We start from the raw sequence: 23237 nt of genomic DNA on the forward strand, positions 1-23237 counted from the left end.
CCCTTGGGGCGACGCTGGGCGCGGCCATGGTCTCGGGCTGCGCGCGACCGGCGATGGCCGGGACGCTGGACGGGGCGGATTGGCAGCGCGGGCACTTGCTGCGCGACGGGGCCTTTCCCGCGCCGGACGGGCCGGTAGAGGATCTGGGCGTGGTGATCGCAGGCGGCGGCGTGGCGGGCCTCACGGCGGGTTGGCGGCTCGCCGAAGCAGGCTTCGAAGATTTCACCCTATTCGAAATGGAGGACAGCACCGGCGGCAATGCGCGGTCGGGCCGCAATGGGGTTAGCGCCTATCCGCTCGGCGCGCACTACTTGCCCGTGCCCAACCGCGAGGCGGTGGCGCTGCGGCACATGCTGCGCGGCTTCGGGATGATCGTCGATGACCTGCCTGATGGGCCGGTATACGATCCCTACCAGCTTTGCGCCGACCTTGAGGAGCGCCTGCTCTGGCGCGGGGCGTGGCAGGAGGGACTGATCCCGCGGACAGGCCTGTCGACTGCCGAACAGGCGCAGCAGCGCGCGTTCGAAGCGCGTATGGCGTTTTATCGCGCGGCCAAGGGCGCGGACGGCCGCCCTGCCTTCGCCGTGCCGTCCGCCCTTTCCAGCACCGACATCCGCTTCACCGCTCTCGACAGCCGCAGCTTTGCCGAATGGCTGGACGCGGAAGGCTTCACCGCGCCTGCCCTGCGTGCCTATCTGCGATACTGCTGCCGCGACGATTACGGCGCCGAGCCGGAACACGTATCGGCATGGGCGGGCATCCACTACTTCGCTGGGCGCCGGGGATGGGCCGCCAACGGCGATGGCGACCGCGAACTGACCTGGCCTGAAGGCAATAGTCGTTTGGTTGGCCTCATGGCAAAGCGCATTGCTCCGCGCATCCGAAGCGGTCACAGTGTCTTCAGGGTGGAAGCCCTTGCGGATGGCCGCGTCGAGGTCGATATTTTCGACCACGCCGCGCGTCGAAGCTTCCGTATCCGCGCCAAGGCGGCGATCCTCGCCATGCCGCACTTCGTCGCTGCCCGCGTGGCGCCGCGCCATTGCAGCGCGGGCGCGCTGTCCTACGCCCCGTGGGTGGTCGCCAACATCACCGTGTCGCGTCATCCTGCAGGCAAGGGCAGCGCGCTGGCGTGGGATAACGTCTCCACCGCCAGCGAGGCGCTCGGCTATGTCGTCGCCACGCACCAGAGCAGCGGGACGGGCGCCGGGCCAAGCGTTCTGACTTGGTACATGCCCCTCTCGCGCGAGGCACCGAAGAACGCGCGTGAGGTCATGCTCACGCGCTCTCTGGAGCGCTGGCAGGAGATCGTGGAGGCCGACCTTCTCACCATGAACCCTGATCTCGACGGCGCAATCGAGCGGATCGACGTGTGGCGCTGGGGACATGCGATGGTGCGCCCCACGCCTGGCTTCCTTGCCGATCCCGCGCGGCTTGCAGCGCGCGCCTCGGCACCGCCGGTCCTGTTCGCCCACTCCGACCTGTCCGGCCTCTCCCTGTTCGAGGAAGCGCACTACCACGGCGTCATGGCGGCGGAGGCGGCACTGGCGCATGTTGGCCATGCGCACGAAAGCCTGATGGCATCATGACCCACCGTGCCGGCACCAGCGTTCACCTCATTGCTGACTTTGGCGAATGCGTGGGTCTCGACGACCTGTCGCTCGTGGAGACGGCACTGCGCGATGCAGCGGAGGCCGCGCACCTGACGGTGCTGAACGTCCGGCTCCACCACTTCGGGCAGGGCATGGGCGTCACCGGGGTGGCGCTGCTGGCGGAATCGCACATCTCCATCCATACGTGGCCGGAAGAAGGCGTGGCGGCCGTCGATATTTTCGTCTGCGGAGAAAACGCGGCACCCGAAAGCGCCTTGACCGTCATCTGCGAACATCTCGGAGGGCGCGTAATCGAAAGGCATCGGATCGAACGATTGCGAGCTTTTTCAGCGTCTTCATCTGCTGCACGTGTTGAATAACTTGATGAATAAAACGTCTGGGATCGAGTGTATCAAATTGGGCATTCTCCCATAATGCTAATATTGTGGAGGGAAGCTGAAAACAGCGTATCTTGTCACTACTGGTTGACGAAGCACCCCGCCTCTTGCCGACCATACCGTCGGCAGTTGTGCGTTATAAATTGGCCGGTGAACGGCAAGAATGGGTCAGTCTTCTCAACCCAATCGGCGCTCCTTAGCGGCATGGTGGGATCATCCCCAAGCGATCTGAGGAGCCGTTTGGTCGAATAGGGTTTACGAACGCCGCTAGTCGGTGTCGGGGGTGCATTGCATTGAGAATGGCTTATCGGTACGGGCTGCGAATGATTATCATTTGCTGAGGTGTCGCGGCTCTGCATTGCAGGTCACATGATGCGGCATCCGATTGGTAGAAAGATCGATTTTGCGTTCCGATACCCCATGGGGCGAGATTTATGGCGCGCACCGCAGCGCGCTGATCTCTTATGCGGAGCGCATTGCGGGCAATCGCGCAGAGGCGGAGGATGTCGTTCAGGATGCGTGGCTGCATCTGCGACAGGCGCTCGATCGCGACAAGCTCCGTGACCCGGTCCCTTATCTTTACCGGATCGTCCGCAATCTGGCCATCGATGGCCGCCGCAAGGCAGGCAGGCAGGCGCGGCATGTGGCGGACGAAGCGGTGGCTGATCTCGCTGAAATCGCGGACGATGCGCCTTCGCCTGACGTGGTGGTCAGTGCGCAGGTTGAGCTGCGATGCGTGGAACGGGCGTTAGCGTCGCTGCCCGAACGCCAGCGCATCGCCATTGAAATGTATCGCCTTGGAGACTTCAAGCTGCGCGAGATTGCGGAACGATTGAATATCTCGATTTCGCTGGCGCATCTTCTGATCGTGAAAGGGCTGGCTGAATGCCATCGCCTCTGCCGTCCCGATGATCTGGAGGGAGACGGGCGATGATGGCTTTGCAATCGAAGAATTGGCCGTTGAAAAATCAGTCGCGCCGAACGTCTATCCGATATGTAGGCTGCAATCCGGCCGGGGAGAATATCCATGTCGGGTGACGCAGAACGGATCAGCATGGAGGCTGCGGACTGGCTTGTGCGTCTGCGCGAACGTCCCGGCGATCGTGAACTGGCCAGCGCGTTCGCGGCATGGTGTGATGCCGACGCCGCGCATGTGCGGGCCTGGGAACAGATGCAGGCGCTGTTCGACATGATCGGCAGTGTGCAGCCAAACCACCCCGAATACCTCGCGCCTGCTGCCGATGGCCGGTCCGCACAGTCGCAAGTCCGGAGATCGCTGCCGAAGTGGCGCGTGGCGGCGATGGCGGCGGCCATTGCCTGTATCGCTGTCCTTGGCGGTCCCGAGATCACCCTGCGCCTGCGGGCGGACCATCTGACCCCGGCCGGCGGTATGGCGAACGTCGCGCTGGATGACGGCAGCCGGGTCAGGCTCGGCCCGGACAGCGCGATCGCGGTCGCTTACACGCAGGGTCACCGTAACATCCGCTTGTTGCGCGGACAGGCATGGTTCGAGGTTCACCCCGATCCCGCAAGGCCGTTCCGCGTGGAGGCCGAAGGTATCGCTGCTACCGCGCTGGGTACCGCCTTCGACGTGCGTATGATCGGCCCCGACCGCAGCGTTGCGGTAGGCCGTGGGCGCGTCCGCGTGGAAGGCGCCGCGTCCTCCGTGCTGGGGGCGGGTGACTGGGTGAGCGCGGTGCCCGGCGAGGCGATGGTCAGCGGTCATCAGGCGAGCGATCTTGCCGGTATCTGGCGGACCGGTTCCGTGGTCATTCGAGGGCGCACCGTCGCCGAGGCGATCGAGGAATTGCGCCCCTGGTACAAGGGCCGCATCGTGCTTGCCGACGAGGCAATCGGGCGCAAGCGCGTCACCGGCATCTTCCGGCTTTCAGACCCCCAGGATGCGCTGCGCGCCTTGGTCCAGCCGCACGGGGGCGGGATCTTGCAGATCACCCCGTGGCTGATGATCGTGACTGGAAATTAGCCTCGTCTTTCCGCCATTTCCGCCTGCGACGAAAAATAATTCGCCATCTGTTTGGAAAAGCCGCCCCGCCCGGCGTGGAGCTAATAACGGCTGTTGAGACGCATTATCGAATGGTCCGCGCCGGATTATCGCTTTCGAAGGAGCATGCATGACTGGGGGCAAGACATTTCGCGGCACGATCGGCGTCAGGGCGATCGGCCTGAGGGCGCTGGCGATTGCGCTGATGACGTCCGCGCCGCTGGTGCTGAGCGCGGTGCCTGCGCAGGCGCAGGCGGCGGGCCAGCGCAATTTCGACATCGCCGCCCAGCCGCTGACCGAGGCGATCATGCAGTTCGGGCGGCAATCCGGGCTGCAGGTTACGGCCGATACTACGCTCGTCGAAGGGCGTAGCAGCGCCGGCGTATCCGGCACGCACCCTGCCGCTGAGGCACTGAGCATCCTGCTGCGCGGCACCGGCCTGACCTTCCGTTTCACGAGCCGGACCACTGCCGTTCTGGAACCCGCGCCGCAGACCTCGGGCGCTGCCGTGCAACTCGGGCCGGTCAAGGTCGAAGGCGCGAGCGAAGGTGCCGTGTTCGCCTCGTCCGACCCCGGCGTGACCGAGGGCACCGGTTCCTACGCCGCGCATACGGTAACAGTGGGAAAGAGCGCGCAGTCGCTTCGTGAGATTCCCCAGTCGGTCAGCGTCATCACGCGCCAGCGGATGGACGACCAGAACCTCACGACTGTCAGTGAGGCGCTGGATCAGGTGACCGGCGTGCGTAGCTTCGGCTACGAGCGACAGGAGCAGTACATCATCCGCGGCTATGCGGCGAATGCGCAGTACAACGGCGTGCCGCAGCAGGAAGGCTCGGACAAGGCCAGTTCCAATACCGACGACCTCGCGTTCTTCGACCGTATCGAGGTGCTGCGCGGTCCCTCGGGCCTGTTGACCGGCAGCGGCGAGCCGGGCGGCACGGTCAACTATGTGCGCAAGCGGCCGACCGACGTGCTCGCGGTATCCGGCCTTGCCTCGGTGGGGTCATGGGATCGCTATCGCGGCGAGGTCGACGTGAGCGGCCCGCTCACCGCCTCAGGCAAACTGCGCGCCCGCGTGGTCGGCGTCTTTCAGGACGAGGACAAGTTCTACGACATCGGGTTCAACCATGACCGCTCGGTCTATGGCGTGGTGGAATACGACGTTACGCCCCGAACCACGCTGGGCGTGAGCGGTATCTATTCGCAGCGTACCTACATCAATTCCTTCGGCCTGCCGCTCTATGACGACGGCACCGTTCCGGCGCGCGGGTCGTTCACCGGTTCCGATGCGCCTTCGCGCACCCGTTCGCGCGAGATGGTGGTCGATCTGAGCCACGATTTCGGAGGCGGCTGGACGTTCAAGAGCGCCTATAGCCTGCGCCGTCTGACCTACGGCGGCTATTCGGTATTCCCTTATGAAGCCATCGACCGCGATACCGGCCTGGTCAGTGGCATGTCGGCGGGCCGGGTCGAGCAGGAAACGAAGTGGCACAGCTTTGACGCGCATGTGACGGGGCCGGTGCATCTGCTCGGCATGACGCATGACCTGACGTTCGGCGTCAACCGTTCGCGCTACGATTTCATCGGCGGCACCAAATTCGTGAATCCCGGCTCGTGGGATCCCCTGAATGATCACGACCTGTCCGCCGTGATCGATGAGAACATCACCTATCGCTATGAGACGGTGACGGCGCAGACCGGCTTCTACGGCTCGGCGCGCATCCGTCTTGCCGATCCGCTGACGGTGATCGTCGGTGGGCGCCTGACGAACTTCACGATCAAGGATCGCGACGTTTTCCCCGAAGTCACCCCCTGGATCGACAGCAGTGCCACGACCAAGCGGCGCTTCACGCCTTATGCCGGCGCCGTGCTGGACGTGACCGACCAGTTGACTGTCTATGCCAGCTACACCGACACGTTCGTGCCGCAAACGTCGCAGGACGTGAACAACAGGACGCTGGCGCCGCGCGTCGGGTGGCAGCTGGAATCGGGTATCAAGGGCAGCTTCTTCGATGACGCTCTCAACGCCTCGATCGCGGTGTTCCGCATCCACGATTCCAACCGCGCGATCATCGATGAGGAAAACATCGGCTGCGGCGGCACCATCGACGGCACCTGCTACCGCGCTGCGGGCAAGGTACGCAGTCAGGGCGTGGAACTGGAAGTCAACGGCAGCCCACTGCCGGGTTGGGAGGTCACGGCCGGCTATACCTACAACCAGCAGAAGTATCTGAGCGATTCCGATCCGGCCAACGTCGGCAAGCGCTTCCTCCCCGCCCAGAGCCCCGAGCACATGCTCAAGGCATGGACCCAGTTCGACCTCGCCAAGGCGGGCGTGCAGGGCTGGGCATCAGGAATACAGGTGGGCGGTGGCGTCCAGTGGCAGAGCAACATGTACACCGACCTCATCCGGCAGGGCGCCTATGCGATCGTGAATGCCAAGCTCGGCTATGCAATCTCTGAGCATTGGGACGCCTCGCTGGTGGTGAGCAACCTGCTCGACAAGACTTATCTGCGCATTCCCGGCTACGCGATCTTCTACAACATCTACGGGGAGCCGCGGAATTTCCGTCTGACCCTGCGCGGTAAGCTGTAATGGGCCCGTGCCCGGGCGCAGATCGTCCGGGCACAGGCAGCGGACGCACTAACTGCGTCGACAAGACATATGACCAGAGTGAACGGTGGGGCGCAGGCCACATGAGCATCGAGGTGAGGCGACGAACCGCGACGGCGTCAACCTTCGGCAATGTTCCGGCGACTTTTCCCTCAGACAGCGGCGCCGATGGCGTTCCGGTGGTTCCGACGCTGCGCTACGCGGATCTGCCGACGGATCCGAAAGCGCGGCTGTTCGGCATCTTCGGCACCACGCTCATCGTCTTGGCAATCGCGGCCTGTTCGCTGCTATCGTGGCAGGTCTACTCGGCGCTTCAGCCGTCGGCACATTTACCCGTTTTCGATGTAGCCATGCCCGCTGCTCCGCCCGAACCTTGCCAATGAGATGCCTCCCGGCCCCAAGCAGTTTCAGAAGGTAAGCGACGCCAAACCCACATGGGAAGGTCAGGTGCTGGCTGCGCTCAATAAGGTGAAGCGCTACCCCCGCGAGGCTTCGTTTCGCCATCAGCAGGGCGTGCCCTACATCCGTTTCGTGATGAGCGGTGAAGGCAGAGTGCTGTCAGTGCGATTGGAGCGCTCCTCCGGCATCCGTTCTTTGGACGATCAATCATGCCTACGGATATAGCACTTTCCATCCGGAATGTGCATGGCGCGACGGCGGATCATTGGCTGGGCAAGGAACCCGTGGCGGGCAGCGAGAGGCGCGTTCCGACGAAGGTGTTCAGGACATGAAGAATGTGACGGGCACGACCAGTTCGATGGTGTCGCCCTTTACCTCTTCAGGCGGTTTCGGCAGCGGCGCAGCGCGCTTGGGCAGACTGAGAGTCTCTCCGTCGAGCGAGCGGACACCGGAGGGTCGCTCAAGCCTGACGGACAACACCTTACCTTCGCGGTCCATAACAAACCGGATGTAGGAAATGCCCTGCTGGCTCCGGAACGCGGCGTCGCGGGGATAACCTTTCACTTTGTTGAGTGCCCCCAGCACCTGACCTTCCCAGGTGGGCTTGGCTTCTGGCGCTGTCGTCTTCTCGATCGGCGGGCCGCGATCAATGACGGGTTTGGTCGCCACCAGCGTGACCGGGTTCTCGTTGGGAATCTGAATCTCGGGCACCTCGATCCTGGGGCGATCGGGCTGAACCTGCGCCTTTTCCTTCTCGACCTGTTCGGCACCGGGCGGCATGTCACGTTGTCGCTCAGACGGCGCGGCAGGAGCAGCAATGTCGAACACGCTGAGCGCCGGAGCAGGCTTGCGGCAAAAGTGCAGGCGGCGGCCATGGCCAGCATCGTAAGGTCGAAGCCGACGAATATTCAATCACGTGCGATCAGGCCGGCGAAAATCGTCTTGTGCGCGATGATACCTGACAGGAGCGCGACAAGCTTCGCTGACGTCGCGATGATTATGGCATAGCGCGCCCACATCACAGGCATGTAGTGCAAGTCGCAATGGAACCGATAGAGGAAGAACCCGCCGCGCGTGTCGCACACCGCCAATTCGTGACCGGTGGCGGGGTCCAGGGGCGCCTTGCCATCACCGGACTTTGCCATCCTCGCTTGCCTTCCAGCTAAGCGATAATGGTTCGCCACCGCGTTCTGGCGGCAGAACGATCGTCCAACTGGTTGCACCGCGCGCGTTGTCGGCCAGATAGGCCGAAGCCGCATCCAGGGCAGCCGGTGTGACGGCGACACTGCGAGGCTCCGGCCGCATCCAGCGGGAGATTTCCTGCTGAAAGAAGGCTACCTTACCGACAGGGAATTCAGGAACATCAGCCACCCGGGCAGGAGCCCCACCCAGGTGTGCAGCGACGCCATCGACTGACGAAGCGATGTCCGTGCCAGCCGGTCTGTCCCTTGTCAGCCGATTGCGCCGCTTCATGGCCAACCTTAAAACCGGTATCGTGCGGTCAGCATGGCGTTGCGGGGATCGCCATATACGCTCGTCGGAAAGGCGAGACCTGACTGACCGGTCAGCGAACGGTAGTACTTCTTGTCGAAAAGGTTGTTGATGTTCGCGCGAATGTCGAGGTTCGGCGTTGCCTGCCAACTGGCATTGAGGCCCACCAGAGCATAGGCCTTCTGCTCCTCATGATAGGCGATCCCCGAAGTCGTGCCATTGTTGTAGATCGTGCTTTGCCAGTAGAAGGAACCGCCGATGCGTATCGTGTCGAGATTGCCCGGCAGGCGGTAGTTCGTCAGCACCTTGACCAGATGGCGCGGCACGTCGGTATCGAACAGGGTGCCGATCTTCAGCGCATCCGCATCCTCGCGATATTTGGCAAGTGTGTGGGAATAACCGGCGGTAATCTGCCAGTCGGGCGTGACGGCGCCGTCTATCTCGAAATCGATCCCTTCCGCGCGCACCAGACCTGCAGCTTCATAGCAGGTGGCCGTCGGATATGTGCTGCACTTGGTCTGGTCGCTGATCCGGGCGGCGCGGTTTTCCTGATCCATGCGGAACAGCGCGAGCGAGACATTGAGTGTGTCGTCGAAATAAGCGCCCTTGATGCCGATCTCGTAGTTCTTGCCTACGACCGGCGACAGCAACTTGTGATCGATGTCGTAATAATTCTGCGGCTTGAAGATGTCAGTATAGCTGGCATAGACCGAATGATGGTTGTCCAGATCATAGATCAGGCCGGCATATTTGGTCAGATGATGATTAACCTCGTACTGGTTGGAGAGGTTCCAGCGCGGCTGCGCATCGGAATAGTCGTACCAGTCCAGACGCCCGCCCACGATGAGTTTCAGCCCGTCGGCCAGATTCAACCGGGTTGTTGCATAGGCGTTGAACTCTTTGATGTCGCTGTCCAGCCACGGCAGGATCGTCAGGTTCGGCTTCGTGATCGCGGACGGATAAAAGTTGTAGAGATCGAAGTCGCCGGCCATGAGGCCGCCCTGATTGGTGTTGCCGTCGAACTGGACCCGGCGATGCCCGCCTCCCAGAACGAGTTCGTGCTCGCGGCCGAACAGCTTGAATGGGCCGCTGGCATAGATGCCGTAACTGCTCTGGTTTTCCTCATGCTCGTTCAGGGCGTTAAGCAGGTCATAGGTGCCAATGGTGACGTTCGAACGGATGTAATGGCCAAGCATATTCAGCTTCGCCCACACCTTGTAGGCTGACAGGTTGACCTTCCACCCGTTGTCGAACCGATGCTCCAGCGACGCGAACAGCGAGGTACTGTCCTTGTTCCAATATTCCCAGTCGCTTGCATAGGAAGTCGAGCGCGGGAGGTCGAGGTGGCTGCCGTCGACAGCGACAGGCATTCCGGTAAAGCCGTTGCCGTCCAGATCATCTTCCTGCCGCATCGCGGAAACGCTCAGCGTGGTGCGCGATCCGAAATCCTTCTCGATGATGCCGTAGATCATGTTCCGCTTGCTGTGCTCGCGGTCGCGGAAGCTTTCCTCGTCATTATAGGTGCCGACGACCCGTGCCCTGAGCGTACCGTCCCGGTCGAGCGGTCCGCCAAAGTCTGCCTCGATTCCATAGCGGTTCCAGTTCCCGACATTGCCCGCGATCGAAAATTGCGGTGTCATCGTAGGCCGCTTGCGGACGAGGTTGATCGCCGCGGCAGGATTGCCGGAGCCAACCGTCAGCCCCGCTGCTCCGCGAACGATTTCCACACGATCGTAGATGGCGATATTCGGATCGACGAGATCCTGCGACAGTTGCGAACTGGAGAGTGTGACCGGCAACCCGTCGAACATAAGGTTGTCGACACTCAGGCCCCGCGCGTAGAAGCGCTGGCGCTGCGGTCCGCTGGTCCAGTAGAACACGCCCGGAACGTTCTGGATGACATCCTTGAGAGCCAGCGCGCCTTGGTCTTCAATGGCTTGGCGTGTGACTACGGTGACGGACTGAGGGGTCTCTCGGATCGAGAGCGGCAGCTTCGTCGCGGTCGCCATGCTTGTGGTCGTATAGGAGCGGGTTCCTTCGGTCGCTGCCGGGTCACTGGTGATGCTGGGCGCAATACCCGCAAAGGTGCCACCTTCACCTTCCACGCGCACCGGCCCCAGCGTGATCGCGCCGTCCGCCGACTGCGGCACCGGTTCCAGAGTGACGGTCGAACCAACGATGCGAAAACTGAGGCCCGTGCCGGCGAGCAACTGGGTAAGCGCCTGCGATGGCGATATCGTGCCCTTCACGGTGCTGGAGGTCTTGCCCTCGATCAAGGCGGCTTGCGTGCTGACCTGCAAGCCGGACTGCTGCCCAAAGGCGGTCAGCGCGGTGGCGAGCGGCTGAGCGGGAATGTCGATACTGCGGACCGCTTCCTGTGCCTGCGCCGGAGTGGCTGCACCAACCGTCCCAAGGCTGCTTGTCAGCATCAACGCGGCCAGCGCAGCGCGGCGCAGCCTCTTGCCCTTCGTGAAAACCCCGACCTTACCCCCCTGAGCCATCAATCAATCTCCTTAGCATTCAGTCCAAAGGAGGCGCTTTACGCTAATGCGTCGCAAAAACGCCTCTTACCAGAACAGACGCAGACGCTTGTGATTTTTCGGACCAGAGCGTGGAGAGGGGCGCATTTGTTGTCAGAGACTGGGCTAGGTTACTGAATGTAAGAGGAAATAATTTTCACTTTGCCAATCCGATGGTCAATGGGAGGACAGAACGATCACCCACGGCGTCATGGTTGATACGGAACCGCCATAAGCCTGCGTCAAACCTTTCAGCGCCTCTACCGGGTCGGCGGCATTGTAGAGACCGGTTACGCGCTGCCGGGCGAAGCCATCGCCACGCACGATGATGACGCCCGAATACCACGGGCGCAGCGCGTCGATGACTTCGGTGGCGGGCCTGTCACGCACAAGGATTTGGCGATTGCGCCATGCCGCCACCTGCTCCACCGGACGGCTATCGCGGCTGACCGCTCCATCGAACCCGACGCGGACAGCCTGCCCGGGCAACAGTTGTTCAGAGACCGGAGGCGCGGCATAGGCATAATCGACGCGCACCCGGCCACGCGCCAGTTCGGTCGTAACGCCATCGGTATCGAGCCGTACATCGAACGCGGTCCCAAGAACGGTGGTCGTGACGCCATTGGCATCTACATAGAAGGGCCGTGCGGCATCATGGCGCACGTCGAACCAGGCTTCGCCTTTGAGCAAACGGACCTGGCGATGATTGGCGGCATAGGTGACGGCAATTGCGCTGTGCGGCGCGAGACGCGCGAAGCTGCCATCCGCCAGCTTCACGTCTCTCGTTTCGGCCGTGCCGGTCAGGTAGTCAGCCTGCACGTGCACCATAAGTGATGGTACGGTGATGATCGCAAGACAGGCTGCCGCAGCACCGATTATCCATGTGCGCGGTTTCGGAAGCCTGCGCTCTTTAGGTTGGGTAGTGCGCGCGCCCGTGCGCTTTCGTCGATAGGCGACCGGCCCTTGCGGCAGGACGGGGCGCACTTCGGCTGCTCTGACTGGCGGTGAATGGGCGGGCCGCGCATCTCCTGCGCGATCATAGGCATGGGCCGTGTCGGCCCATGCGCGGGCGTTGATGACAGACGCGGCAAGCCAAGCGTCGAAACGCGCGCGAACATCGGCATCGCCCAGTTCCTCGCGGAGAAGGATAACCCACTCCACCGCCTCTTCATCGGCGCGGCGAGCGTCATATTCTGAGGCTTCGGTCATCCCTGCTTGCTGCCCCTCTCGTGGAATCGGGCTTCATTCACCGTCCCCGGCAGAGCCTTCGTCCCTCTACCTCACAGACGCACGAGAAGGCGATTTTTTCGGATAAAAGTGAGCGAGGGGTTTAGTCCCTCCGGGCAGCGGCACGGATAAGCCGCGTCGCTTCCGCCACCAAGCCATGCGCGGTGGTGATTGAAATACCGAGACGTTCCGCAATCTCACGTAACTTGGCTCCCTCGAAACGATGCATTTCAAAGGCCGTGCGTGTCCTTGAATCCAGGGTATCCAGCACACGCTGGATAAGAACCAGTTCCTCGCGGGCAATCAGCAAATCCTCAACCGATAGGCGATCGTCGGGCAGATTTTCCCAGCGCGGGTCATCTTGGCTCGCGACCACCGTACGGCTCTGGATCGCGATGCGGCGCCCCCGGTCGATGGAAAGATTCCGCAGGATGCGCCACAACAGGCGCGCAGGCTGAAGGAGAGGCTCTGCCTTAGCTGCCCGGTCACAGCGCAGCCATGCTTCCTGAACCAAATCTTCCGCGCTGGCCTCGTCACCGCTGACGGCGCTCGCATATTTCACCATGTCGTTGCGCCGTTCTTCGAGCAGTCCAGCTATGACCTTGGTTTGCGACACTTGCTCGCCTTTCGGAATCGTTCGCCCTTCATTCTGTTCAGGCTGGGCAATTGCGACCAATTCTCACCTAGGCTACTCGGCGCCATGCCGCAAGGACCAACCGACCGGAGCCATCCCAAGTGGGTCCAGAATGCTCGAGCGGTATCTTTTGTCTGCATAAAGCCGGTCGAGAGCCGCCTAGCTGCACGCCAATTTTCGTAGGTAGCGGCTCGGCGGCGCTCCGGTCAACCGCTTGAACATGGTCGAGAAATTGTTCGGGCCGTCATAGCCAAGGTCGAGTGCCACTGTTGTCACGGATTCGCCCGCCGCGAGTCGGGGAAGTGCAACCGACAGGCAGGCCTGTTGGCGCCATTCGACGAAGCTCATGCCGGTCTGTTGCCGAAAGATGCGGGTGAATCGACGACGATCCATCGATAGACTGATAGCCCATTGTTCGATCGTTGCGGTTGCATCGGGGGCATTTAAGAATGCGTGGCACAGTTTTGCCAGGGCGGCGTCAGATGGAAACGGAACGGCCAACGGGATCACCGGCGCGCGATTGATCTCTGCTAGAAGAAGTTGAACGACCAGCCCATCTCGTCCATCCTCTTCATACTCAAGTGGCAGGTCCGCTGCCGCCACCAGCAATTGGCCGAGAAGCGGGGATACACCGACGATCTGGCAGACTTGACCGCGTGCTGGACAGAGATTTCCGTCAACCAATACGCTGCGGGTCTGCACTGCGCCTGCCATGCGAACGGAATGCGGCACGCCTTCGGGTATCCATACCGCGCGTTCGGGCGGTGCAACCCAAGCGCCGTCGGGCGTGGTGACCGCCATCACACCGGTGCTGGCATAAAGGAATTGGCTGCGTCGATGGCAGTGCGTCGGCAATTCGGAAGCGGCCGGATAAGCATGACCCATCGCCACGAGCGGGCGATACACATCGTCATTCTCGTCAGGCCTAAAGGTACTCATCGATGTCCCATTAGCAGAAACGATTGTCTCATGCAGCAGGGCGGGCTGCATCCGACGCCGGTATGTGCATCGAGAACATTAACGAAGTGATCCTTATCATGAGCAATCCATTGACCAGCGCCTTCGGGCCGACGCCGTCACCGCCAACATTCCAGGGGCAGAAGTTCGTTGCACAGATCGTTGGCGCAGTGGCTTTCGCACATTTACTCAACGACCTGATCCAGGCGGCATTGCCTGCGATCTATCCGATGCTGAAAGCGAAATATGCCCTCAGTTTTGGTCAGATCGGTATCGTGGCAGCGGTATACCAGTTTACCGCGTCACTGCTTCAGCCCTGGGTCGGGCTCTACACCGACAAGCGCCCTATGCCGTACCTCCTGCCCCTGGGCATGGTGACGACCCTGCTTGGTATCGCCGGCATCGCGATGGCTGGAAGCTATCCGGAACTCATCCTCGCATCGGCAGTGATCGGGATCGGCTCGGCCACTTTCCACCCAGAGGCGTCGCGGATTGCGCGCATGGCATCAGGCGGTCGGTTCGGGACGGCGCAGTCCTCGTTTCAGGTCGGCGGAAATACCGGATCCGCGCTTGGGCCGCTGGTCGCCTCAGCGGTCATCCTTCCCTTCGGGCAAGCAGCTTTCGGTTGGCTCGCATTCGCCGCGCTCGCTGCGATATGGACGCTCTTCCTCGTGACCCGCTGGAGGCTTCGCCACGCGTCGGCAGCCGCAACAGGAGGGAAGAAGACAGATACGGCTACATTAACCTATGATCGCTCAACCGTCGTGCGCGCGCTGTGCGTTATTTCGGTGCTGATGTTCGCAAAGTTCGTCTACATCGGCTCGATCACAAACTTCTTCACCTTCTACCTAATCGCTCGGTTCGCCCTGACGGTCCAGCAGTCACAATTCTACCTGTTCTGCTTCCTGGCGGCGGTTGCGGCCGGCACCTTCTTCGGCGGACCGCTCGGTGATCGCATCGGGCGCAGGGCGGTGATCTGGATTTCGTTCCTCGGCATCGTGCCGTTCGCGCTGCTAATGCCGCACGTCGGCCTGTTTTGGACGTTGGTGTTCGCTATCCTCATTGGCCTGATCCTTTCGTCCGCCTTCGCCGCGCTCGTGGTGTACGCGCAGGAGATCATGCCGGGTCGGGTCGGCATGGTGTCTGGCGTCATGTTCGGCCTGATGTTCGGTGTCGGCGGCATCGCGGCAGCCGGACTTGGCCAACTGGCAGACGCCTATGGTATCGTGTGGGTCTATCACCTCACGGCATTCTTGCCGCTTCTGGGACTGGTTACGGCGCTCTTGCCTCGCACCGAGAGGGCGATCTGAGCAGGAAAGCCAAGCAATCGGCGGTAGCTTTCGGGTCATCCCGAAGCTGCCGTCACCGACCGCAAGGGTTCGGTGGCCGACATTGTGCAGAGGCAGCTTTCCTCCTGTCTCCGCTCCGAACCAGACAGCCGCTCATCGGCCAGTCCAAGGCATCCAGAATGAGGAAGCTGCCGGTCCGCTTCTGACAGCGTAAAATTGGGTGCTGAACGACCTACAAGGAGCGAAGGTGATGGCCCAGGGCTAACCGGGCAAGAAGACCGACAACCGAGCAGCAAGCTATTCATTGCTGAGGGAAGTTGGCCGTTGCGCGCCTTCGGTGCGGGCCTCGTCTCGTACCATGGTTATGAACCTGCGCAGTGCTTCCGGTTGCTGGCGGCGGCTTGGATAGTAGATGTGAAATGCTTCGCCCGGAGAAGACCACTGGGGAAGAACTTCACGCAATTGGCCGGTTTCGATCAGGCCTGTTACCCGTTCACGCAAGCAATACGCGATCCCGCCGTGATTGCGGGCGATGTCGATGGCCAACGCGCTTTCATCGACGACCGCAGACCAGGAGAGGTTGAGCGTGCGGGCTGTCTTTCCCGCGCCGAGTTCCCAGTGGTACATTGCGCCTGTTCCCGTTCGCATGCCGATACAGCGATGCCTCGCGAGGTCCTCCGGGCGTTCCGGCTCGCCGGTTGCTTCAAGATAGGCTGGCGAGGCGACCATGACCCATAACAATGGATCGCCAAGCGGCATGGTGATCATGTCTTCGGGCACGCGGTCGCCGAACCGGATTCCGGCATCGAAGCCTTCGCCAACAATGTCGACCATCGCATCCTGCACCACGATCTCAAGGTCAACGTCAGGATGCTCTGCACTGTAGCGTGCGATGACCGGGCCAAGCAGCAGCCGCGCCGCATCGCTCAAGGCATTGATCCGAAGGCGACCGGCCGGGCTTGCCCGGTACCGATTGAGGGCCTCGACACCGGCTCCGATCGCTCCGAATCCGGTTTCCAGTTGGACGAGAAGCTCTTCGCCCGCCTGCGTCAGGGAAACACTGCGGGCATTGCGGTTGATGAGGCGCACGCCGAGCCGGGTCTCCAGTCCGCGCAAGGCGTGGCTGAGCGCTGAGGCGGAGACGTCCATTTCGAGCGCGGCCTTGCGAAAGCCGCCATGACGCGCAAGCTCCATGAAGACCTTCAGATCGCCAAGATCGGAACGGGACAGGTTCATCGGTGCGACTTTCCGGATGGGGCTGGCAGAGCCAGCTGCTGTTTAGCGTGAATGGAATCGAACGCTCCGTTGATGTCTATCAGTGCATCCTTGACACTTCCAGCCCGTTACAACGGCTCAAGCCACGCCGGAAATCCGGCCTTCCGTCCGAACATCCCCACTGCGCGGGGGCCTTCGGGGCCCAATTCCAAAGTGAAAATGCATGAGCCAACCTTCCAGAACATCCCCTCCACATGGTCTTGCCCTTGCGCAGATCGCGCTCGGCTTCGGTGGCCTTTTCATCGGTACGGGCGAATTCGCCGCGATGGGCCTGCTGCCCGGCATGGCGAATACCGCGGGGGTCTCGATCCCCAAGGCGGGGCACTTCATCAGCGCTTACGCACTGGGCGTCGTCATCGGATCACCCGCGCTTGCGGTGATGACGGCACGGATGGAAAAGCGCAGGCAGTTGATGCTGCTTGGGGTGCTCGTCCTGGCCGGCAATGCGCTTAGCGCATTGGCTTCCGACTTCTGTGGGCTGGCCGCCGCGCGTTTCGTCGCAGGCCTGCCCCACGGCGCCTACTACGGCACGGCTTCGATCGTGGCCGCCGCGCTCGTGCCCAAACAACAGCGCGCGCAAGCTATCGGACGGGTAATGTTGGGGCTGGCAGCTGCGAACCTGATCGGGGTGCCGCTGACGACCTGGTTGGGTCAGGCTTTTGGCTGGCAGTCGACCTTCGCGCTGGTGGCGCTTGGCGGTCTGGCCCTGTTAGGCATTCTTCGCCTGGCGATCCCCCAGGTTCCGGCTCGGGACGGTGCCAGCCCCCTCGGGGAACTCTCGGCCTTCGCGAGCGGGCAGGTCTGGCTGACACTTGCCACGGCCACCATCGGTTTTGGCGGCATGTTCGCGGTGTACAGTTACATCACGCCAACACTGACCGAGGCAACAGGTGTCGGGGAGGGCAGTGTTCCCCTGTTCCTCGCACTCTGGGGTCTAGGCATGTGCGTGGGTAATGTTGCCGGTGGCTGGCTAGCCGATCGGGCGCTGATCCCGGCCATCTTTGCGATCATGCTCTGGAACGCGGTATTTCTCGCGCTCTTCTGGTTTGCCGCGCCTAGCCCGATGATGGCCGGTGTTTCGCTCTTCTTCATCGGGGTTGGCTTTGCCCTCGTCCCGGCGCTGCAATCGCGCTTAATGGAGGTGGCCCCCAAGGCCCAGTCGCTGGCCGCCGCGATGAACCATTCGGCTTTCAACTTATCCAATGCGATTGGCGCCTGGACGGGAGGCCTCGCCATTTCCGCAGGGCTTGGCTGGGCATCTACCGGGCCGGTCGGAGCCGGGCTTGCCGTAGGAGGCCTCGTCATCATGGGCCTTTCCGCGCTGCTGACCAAACGATCCAATTTCACGGAGAAAACGATATGAGTTCGCCCCAACCGGTCCTTGCTTCGGGCCGCACCGCCGTCATCACCGGGGCCGCCAAGGGCATCGGTGAAGGCACGGCCCGCAAGCTTGCCGATCTCGGTATGAACCTGTGCCTGTTCGACCGCGATCATCACGCGCTGCAAACGCTGTGCAGCGAACTTCAGACACGCACCCGCGTGGTGCCCATATCGGGCGATGTCACTTGCGAAAGTGATCTCACGCATCTGCGCGACACGGCCTTTGAAACTTTTGGTGAGATCGCGCTTCTGATGAACAACGCGGGGATCATCGACGCTGCGGGGCCTTGGTCGGAGCTCGCGACCTGGCGCCGACAGCTCGAAGTGAACCTGCTGTCGATGGTGAGGGCCCAGTCGCTCTTCGTGCCCCATATGCTTGCGCAGGATGGCCCCGGGTACATCGTGAACCTGGGCTCGAAGGAAGGCATCACCACGCCGCCCGGCAACGCGGCCTATTCGGTGGCCAAGGCCGGTGTGAAGGTGCTGACCGAACAACTTGCTCACGACCTTCGCGAGGCATGTGGCAGCCGACTTTCCGCGCACCTTCTCGTCCCCGGCTACACCTGGACCCCGATGAACCAGGCCAAGAAGCCCGAGGCTCTTGAAAAGCCCGAAGAGGCCTGGACCTGCGAAGAACTCGTCACCTATTTTCTCGCCCGCCTCGACGCCGGCGATTTCTATATCGTGTGCCCTGACAACGCGGTCACGCCCGAGATCGATGCTCGGCGCATCGAGTGGGCCATGTACGACATGATCGACAACCGCCCCGCGCTTTCGCGCTGGCATCCCGAATGGGCAAAGCGCTTCGCCGAATTCCTGCGCGCCGAAGGCTGAGCGCGTTTCTCCTCCCCATCAACGAATGACACACCGCAATGCACATCATCGAGGCGAATGGTGTCCATATTCCCGCTCTTGGCTTCGGCACTTACCATATGAGCCCCGCAGAAATCATGGAGACCTTGCCGCAAGCCCTGAGGCTCGGCTTTCGCCATGCCGATGCCGCGCAGATTTATGCCGACGAGGATGCCGTGGGGGGAGGCCCTGCGCAGCGCAGGCACCCCGCGCGAGGATATGTTTCTGACCACCAAGGTCCGGGTGACGAACTTCGCGCCGGATCGCTTCGAAGCGTCGGGCGTCGAAAGCCTGCGAAACCTTGGTACCGATCATGTCGCCCTGCTTTTGCTTCACTGGCCCAATGGCAGCGAAGTCCCGCCTGAAACGCAGATTGCGCTCCTCAACGCGATGCGCGAGAAAGGTCTGACCCGGCTTATCGGCGTCAGCAACTACTGGGCGCGCTGATGCGCGAAGCGGTGGCCCTCAGCGCCGCGCCGCTTGTTAGCAACCTGGTGGCATTTCACCCATGGCGGGATCAGATCGCTGTCCTGTCCGAGGCCCGGAGCCTGGGTCTGTCGGTGACAGGTTATTTTGCCATGGCCAACGGTCGCACGCCCGGCGATCCCGTCTTGCCGAGCCCGACGGTCGGATCGTTCTTGAGCCTTCGACAACCGGACGTTCCGCTCGTGGGGCGTGGAAAACGACGGCTGCGCGGCAAAAAAGGCACGATCATAACTTCGCTTTGCAGAAGCTTCAGCAACTCGTTTATAGGCTGATCGTCAGGATTTTTTGAACCGTAATGAATTATCGCCATTCCTTCCATGCCGGCAATAGCGCCGATGTAGTCAAACACAGCCTTCTCATCTCCCTGGTGCGGGCCTTGCAGCAGAAGCCGGGCGCGTTGACTCTGATCGACACCCATGCCGGCTGCGGGCTGTACGATCTTGGCGGTGACGAAGCTCAACGCACCGGCGAGGCCAGGCAGGGCGTTCTGCAGGCCTTTGCCGACCCGAACCCCTTGCTGGACGACTACCGTGCGGCCGTGCAGGCAGTGAATGCGGCAAGCGAACCTCTGCTTTATCCCGGCTCGCCGCAGTTTCTGACGCAGCTTTTGCGCCAGCAGGATTTCCTGATCCTCAACGAAAAGCACCCGGAAGACGCTGACACCCTGCGCGGCGTGATGCGGGGCACCGGCGCGGCCGTGCATCAACGCGACGCCTACGAACTGTGGCTGGCTATGGTGCCGCCCCGCACCGCGCGCGGCGTGGTGGTGGTCGACCCGCCCTATGAGCAGACAGATGAACGCGCACGGATCACCGCCACCCTCTCCGCCGCTCACCGCAAATGGGCGCATGGCGTGACGGTGATCTGGTATCCGCTGAAAGACAGCGCCACGCACCAGCGTTGGAAGGCGCAGCTACGCAAGCTTGGCATCCCTAAATTCCTTGTGGTGGAGCATTGGCTCTACGATAGCGAGCAGCCCGGCATTTATAACGGCGCGGGCCTCTTCATCGTCAATCCGCCCTACACATTCATGCAAACGCTGCCGCCACTGTTGGAAGGTTTGCGCGCGGCGTTAGCCCCCGAAGGCCATAAGGGCGAGATTGTATGCGATTGGTTGGGCGACTGAAATGCCCCTCTTCCCCCGGTCTTTCAAAGGGAGAATGACCCGGCGCTGAAGGATGCCGCCAGCACAGGCAATCAGCCTGGGTTCGCCGCGTACCTCAATGAAGTGGGCGCGTATCAGGCGGCGAACATGAGTGAAGGGTGGAGCGCAGCCGCCAGTATGCTAGAGGCATGTCATGCTTCATAAACATGGCCGCGGCGGCACCGTCGAAATCGATGGGTTCAAATATGACTGGGAACTCCTCACCGACCCTCAATTGTCCTCTTCGGATGGCTGGAAGGGCATGACGGTGTCCCTGCGTCAGCACGATATGCCACGTGGAGCGGTGCTGGAATTTCCGGCGCCAAAGCGTCTGTTGAAAGGATTGCCGAAAGGGCGTTTGCATATCAACGACACGATTGCTTCGCGCGGCGTGCGGGCAGCATTGGCTGCAGGATGGGATCCAACGTCGCGAGGCAAACCTATTGTATTCATGGTCGATGCCAACGGCGATTAAGCGGACGCAGATCGTGGATTCCCACACCGCAGATATGGAGTTGGTCGGACAACATCGTCCCATTCCCACTTGGTAACCGACAAAGCAAACGGGCCGCACCTGGGGAATGGAAATCGGCGATCGAGTGATCAACTAGGGGCGGTCGGTATCCGCTGCTGCTCCTTACCGTTGGATAGAAAGCCAGTTGATACTCAGGCCAGCCCGTGCGCGGGTATCACCGCACCGTTTCTCGGTAGTGCGCTCTGCCGTTCGTCGCCGTTCGTCGACGCTATTCCCGGCAGAGCGGTATCGACTGTGACAGGCTCGTCGCTTTTTGCCAGCGCTATCGCTTCCGCCTGCGTTTCCACGGCGGGGGGCGATCCGCGAAGCGGCAGTCCTGCCGTCTCCTTCACCGTCAGCATCGTCAGCAGGCCTATAGTGGCGGCACCCATCAGGTAATAGGCGGGCACCAGCGGATCGCCGGTCTTCTCTACCAGCCAGGCTGTCAGCAGTGGCGTGGTGCCGCCGAACAGCGAAACAGAAACGTTGAACGCGATCGAAAGCGCGCTGTAGCGCACAGGGGTATAGAACAGCGCGGGCAGGGTGGATGGCATCGAACTGGTGAAGCACACCAGCGTCACCCCCAGCAGCATGAGGCCAAGGAAGATCAGCCCGTCGTTGCCGGTGCCGATCAGCAGCATGCACGGGATCGACAGCAGGATCAACGCCGCGCAGGCCCCGATAATCATCGGGCGGCGGCCCAGACGGTCGCTGAACAGGCCACCGACCACGTTGAGCGGCATCATCACCACCATGACCAGGATGATGAGCAGCAGCCCCTTGCTTTCGGCATAGCCCATCGTCACGCTGAGATAGTTGGGCATGTACGTCAGCAGCATGTAGTCGGTGACGTTGAAGACCAGCACCAGTCCCATGCATTTCAGCAGCTGCGCGCGGTGGCGGCGGAACAAGTCGCCCAGCCTGGGGCGGTCGACCTCGCGCTTGTCCACTTCTTCGGCATAGGCCTGGAAGGCGGGCGTCTCTTCCAGCTTCAGGCGCATGTAGAGCCCCAGCAGCCCGAGCGGCCCCGCGACAAGAAACGGAATACGCCAGCCCCATGCCAGCATATCGGTCGGGCTCAGCGTCATCTGCAAGGCAGTGACGGTGCCCGCGCCGGCAATATAGCCGCCCAGCGTGCCGAATTCGAGCCAGCTGCCCATCTGCCCGCGGCGGCGGTCGGTGGAATATTCGGCGATGAAGGTGGCCGCGCCGCCGTACTCGCCGCCGGTGGAGAAGCCTTGCAGCAGCCGCGCCGCAAGCAGTAGCAGCGGTGCCGCGATGCCGATCTGCGCATAGGAGGGGATCAGCCCGATCGCGAAGGTGCCCGCCGCCATCAGGATCATCGTCAGCGCCAGGATCTTGTGGCGGCCATAGCGGTCGCCCAGCGGCCCGAACACCAGCCCGCCGAGCGGACGGACGAGGAAGGCCGCCGTGAAGGTCGCGAACGTGGCGATCAGTTGGACGCTGGCGCTGCCGGTGGGGAAGAAGACGTGGCCCAGTGTGATGGCGATATAGCCGTAGACGCCGAAGTCGAACCACTCCATCGCATTGCCTAGCGCGGCGGCGCCGACGGCGCGGTTGAGGGTGGAACGGTCAACGACGGTCACGTCGTCCACGGTCAGTTCGCTGCTGCGTTTGAACCAGCCGTATTGGGCGCTGAGCGCCTGGCTAGCGGACATGTTTTTCTCCGGTTTCCGCCGAAAGCAAGCGCGACCAAGGCGCGCGGGTGCACATGACGGATGCGGCCGACGAACGGCCATGGATCTGAAAGCGACGCCGAACACGGCATCAAGCGGGTTGGGGCCCCTTAGTGCAGGAAACGCAATAAAGGGAAACGGATGGACGAACTGTGCGCCCACCGGGGTGAGCCGAGCTTTGTGAGCCGTTTCAACGACAGAACGCCGCGATTGTTCCCCGGAATGGCGGCGGTCCTGTTCTCGCGTTTCGCTGTCGTCTGCCGAATTGCGATGGAAAACCCGAGGCTGCCGGGGCACAAGCTGCACCCATGAAGACAGCCCCGCTATTCGCTGCCGCGACCGCGCTCCTCGCCGCCCTTTCCACTCCCGCCTTCGCGCAGGAGGGGATCGAGACTCTGATCGGGCAGGTCTCCCCCGATGCGCAGGGCGGCGCGCAAGTAGACGTGCGCCTGCTCAACACCGGCACTGCCGCCGCTACTGCGACCCTGCCCGAAGCCGTCGAGGCGCGCCTTGCCCATGCGGGCGCCTTCGGACCGGGCCGCACCGTCATCCTGCACCGTGATCCCGATGGCCCTTCCGTGCGGGCGATCGCGCCGGGCACCTTCGCGACCGTGCGTTATCGCCTTGCTGCCGAGGGGTTCGAGAACGGTGCGCTGTTGTCGGTTCCCGCATGGGGCGGGCAGTCGGTCACGCTGGCGGTGGCGCCAAGCGTCGCGTCGCCCGACAGCGCGCCGCAGGTCGCCGCCGCGGCGGTGGCTTCGCCTCCGCCG

Annotated in this window: 22 protein-coding genes and 1 pseudogene; 15 read left to right on the forward strand and 8 right to left on the reverse strand. The window is 62.4% G+C overall.

Annotated features, from left to right (window positions below; genetic code table 11):
* The first annotated feature begins 14 nt into the window (after window positions 1–14).
* From A8V01_RS20375 to A8V01_RS29395, 7 genes are all read left to right on the forward strand, one after another.
* Entirely contained in the window at window positions 15–1586 is a 1572-nt protein-coding gene (locus A8V01_RS20375; RefSeq protein WP_245892753.1) for an NAD(P)-binding protein, read from the forward strand.
* On the forward strand, window positions 1583–1969 hold the full coding sequence (speD, locus tag A8V01_RS20380; RefSeq protein WP_103098140.1) for an adenosylmethionine decarboxylase: 387 nt from the start codon (window positions 1583–1585) through the stop codon (window positions 1967–1969). The genes A8V01_RS20375 and speD overlap by 4 nt, the downstream gene beginning before the upstream one ends.
* 421 nt (window positions 1970–2390) lie before the next feature.
* Window positions 2391–2921 (forward strand): sigma-70 family RNA polymerase sigma factor, encoded by a 531-nt coding sequence (locus A8V01_RS20385; RefSeq protein WP_170066018.1) that lies wholly within the window; start codon window positions 2391–2393, stop codon window positions 2919–2921.
* A gap of 93 nt (window positions 2922–3014) precedes the next feature.
* Window positions 3015–3971 (forward strand): FecR family protein, encoded by a 957-nt coding sequence (locus A8V01_RS20390; RefSeq protein WP_103098142.1) that lies wholly within the window; start codon window positions 3015–3017, stop codon window positions 3969–3971.
* A 148-nt stretch (window positions 3972–4119) separates the two neighbouring features.
* Window positions 4120–6585 (forward strand): TonB-dependent siderophore receptor, encoded by a 2466-nt coding sequence (locus tag A8V01_RS20395; RefSeq protein ID WP_245892748.1) that lies wholly within the window; start codon window positions 4120–4122, stop codon window positions 6583–6585.
* 101 nt (window positions 6586–6686) lie between these two features.
* Window positions 6687–6986, forward strand: a complete 300-nt coding sequence (locus tag A8V01_RS29390) for a hypothetical protein (protein WP_245892749.1) — start codon at window positions 6687–6689, stop codon at window positions 6984–6986.
* A gap of 1 nt (window position 6987) precedes the next feature.
* Window positions 6988–7227: an energy transducer TonB gene (locus A8V01_RS29395; RefSeq protein ID WP_245892750.1), complete on the forward strand. Its 240-nt coding sequence runs from the start codon at window positions 6988–6990 to the stop codon at window positions 7225–7227.
* Window positions 7228–7323: 96 nt separating this feature from the next.
* Here the strand turns inward: A8V01_RS29395 and A8V01_RS20405 are convergent, their stop codons facing one another.
* The 6 genes from A8V01_RS20405 to A8V01_RS20430 all read right to left on the reverse strand — a co-directional run bounded on the left by A8V01_RS20405 (window position 7324) and on the right by A8V01_RS20430 (window position 13812).
* Entirely contained in the window at window positions 7324–7914 is a 591-nt protein-coding gene (locus tag A8V01_RS20405) for an energy transducer TonB family protein (protein ID WP_245892751.1), read from the reverse strand.
* Window positions 7911–8261 carry a PepSY domain-containing protein gene (locus A8V01_RS20410; RefSeq protein ID WP_281256522.1) on the reverse strand — a complete coding sequence of 117 codons (351 nt, stop codon included), beginning with the start codon at window positions 8259–8261 and terminating at the stop codon, window positions 7911–7913. The genes A8V01_RS20405 and A8V01_RS20410 overlap by 4 nt, the downstream gene beginning before the upstream one ends.
* Before the next feature lie 222 nt (window positions 8262–8483).
* Complete coding sequence (locus A8V01_RS20415) at window positions 8484–10994, reverse strand: TonB-dependent siderophore receptor (protein ID WP_103098144.1); 2511 nt, start codon at window positions 10992–10994, stop codon at window positions 8484–8486.
* A gap of 195 nt (window positions 10995–11189) precedes the next feature.
* The gene (locus A8V01_RS20420; RefSeq protein WP_103098145.1) at window positions 11190–12221 is read right to left on the reverse strand and encodes a FecR family protein; all 1032 of its coding nucleotides are present in this window, start codon (window positions 12219–12221) and stop codon (window positions 11190–11192) included.
* A gap of 121 nt (window positions 12222–12342) precedes the next feature.
* Window positions 12343–12855, reverse strand: a complete 513-nt coding sequence (locus A8V01_RS20425) for a sigma-70 family RNA polymerase sigma factor (protein WP_103098146.1) — start codon at window positions 12853–12855, stop codon at window positions 12343–12345.
* Between the two features lie 177 nt (window positions 12856–13032).
* On the reverse strand, window positions 13033–13812 hold the full coding sequence (locus A8V01_RS20430; protein WP_103098147.1) for an AraC family transcriptional regulator: 780 nt from the start codon (window positions 13810–13812) through the stop codon (window positions 13033–13035).
* 98 nt (window positions 13813–13910) lie between these two features.
* Here A8V01_RS20430 and A8V01_RS20435 point away from each other — a divergent pair, with 98 nt between their 5' ends.
* Complete coding sequence (locus A8V01_RS20435) at window positions 13911–15140, forward strand: MFS transporter (protein ID WP_211295092.1); 1230 nt, start codon at window positions 13911–13913, stop codon at window positions 15138–15140.
* 276 nt (window positions 15141–15416) lie between these two features.
* Here the strand turns inward: A8V01_RS20435 and A8V01_RS20440 are convergent, their stop codons facing one another.
* Window positions 15417–16355, reverse strand: coding sequence for a LysR family transcriptional regulator (locus A8V01_RS20440; protein WP_103098149.1), 939 nt, complete (start codon window positions 16353–16355; stop codon window positions 15417–15419).
* Between the two features lie 202 nt (window positions 16356–16557).
* On the opposite strand from A8V01_RS20440, the gene A8V01_RS20445 reads away from it, so the two are divergent.
* The 6 genes from A8V01_RS20445 (at window position 16558) to A8V01_RS20465 (ending at window position 20731) form a co-directional block, all read left to right on the forward strand.
* On the forward strand, window positions 16558–17757 hold the full coding sequence (locus A8V01_RS20445) for an MFS transporter (protein WP_103098150.1): 1200 nt from the start codon (window positions 16558–16560) through the stop codon (window positions 17755–17757).
* Window positions 17754–18608, forward strand: coding sequence for an SDR family NAD(P)-dependent oxidoreductase (locus A8V01_RS20450; protein ID WP_103098151.1), 855 nt, complete (start codon window positions 17754–17756; stop codon window positions 18606–18608). Before A8V01_RS20445 ends, A8V01_RS20450 begins: the two co-directional genes overlap by 4 nt.
* A 189-nt stretch (window positions 18609–18797) precedes the next feature.
* A complete protein-coding gene (locus A8V01_RS20455; protein ID WP_170066019.1) occupies window positions 18798–19073 on the forward strand; it encodes an aldo/keto reductase in 276 nt (91 codons plus the stop codon).
* Window positions 19073–19384 (forward strand): aldo-keto reductase family protein, encoded by a 312-nt coding sequence (locus tag A8V01_RS28335; protein WP_146037340.1) that lies wholly within the window; start codon window positions 19073–19075, stop codon window positions 19382–19384. The genes A8V01_RS20455 and A8V01_RS28335 overlap by 1 nt, the downstream gene beginning before the upstream one ends.
* A 23-nt stretch (window positions 19385–19407) precedes the next feature.
* Window positions 19408–20238, forward strand: coding sequence for a 23S rRNA (adenine(2030)-N(6))-methyltransferase RlmJ (locus A8V01_RS20460; protein WP_103098153.1), 831 nt, complete (start codon window positions 19408–19410; stop codon window positions 20236–20238).
* 172 nt (window positions 20239–20410) lie between these two features.
* Window positions 20411–20731, forward strand: coding sequence for a hypothetical protein (locus A8V01_RS20465; RefSeq protein ID WP_103098154.1), 321 nt, complete (start codon window positions 20411–20413; stop codon window positions 20729–20731).
* Window positions 20732–20922: 191 nt separating this feature from the next.
* On the opposite strand, the gene proP is transcribed toward A8V01_RS20465, so the two are convergent.
* Window positions 20923–22449 carry a glycine betaine/L-proline transporter ProP gene (proP, locus tag A8V01_RS20470; protein ID WP_103098155.1) on the reverse strand — a complete coding sequence of 509 codons (1527 nt, stop codon included), beginning with the start codon at window positions 22447–22449 and terminating at the stop codon, window positions 20923–20925.
* 326 nt (window positions 22450–22775) lie between these two features.
* On the opposite strand from proP, the pseudogene A8V01_RS20475 reads away from it, so the two are divergent.
* A pseudogene (locus A8V01_RS20475) lies at window positions 22776–23237 on the forward strand (phospholipase A); the annotation flags it as partial.

It is taken from the genome of Novosphingobium guangzhouense, from assembly GCF_002896965.1.
In the GTDB taxonomy this organism is placed as follows: domain Bacteria; phylum Pseudomonadota; class Alphaproteobacteria; order Sphingomonadales; family Sphingomonadaceae; genus Novosphingobium; species Novosphingobium guangzhouense.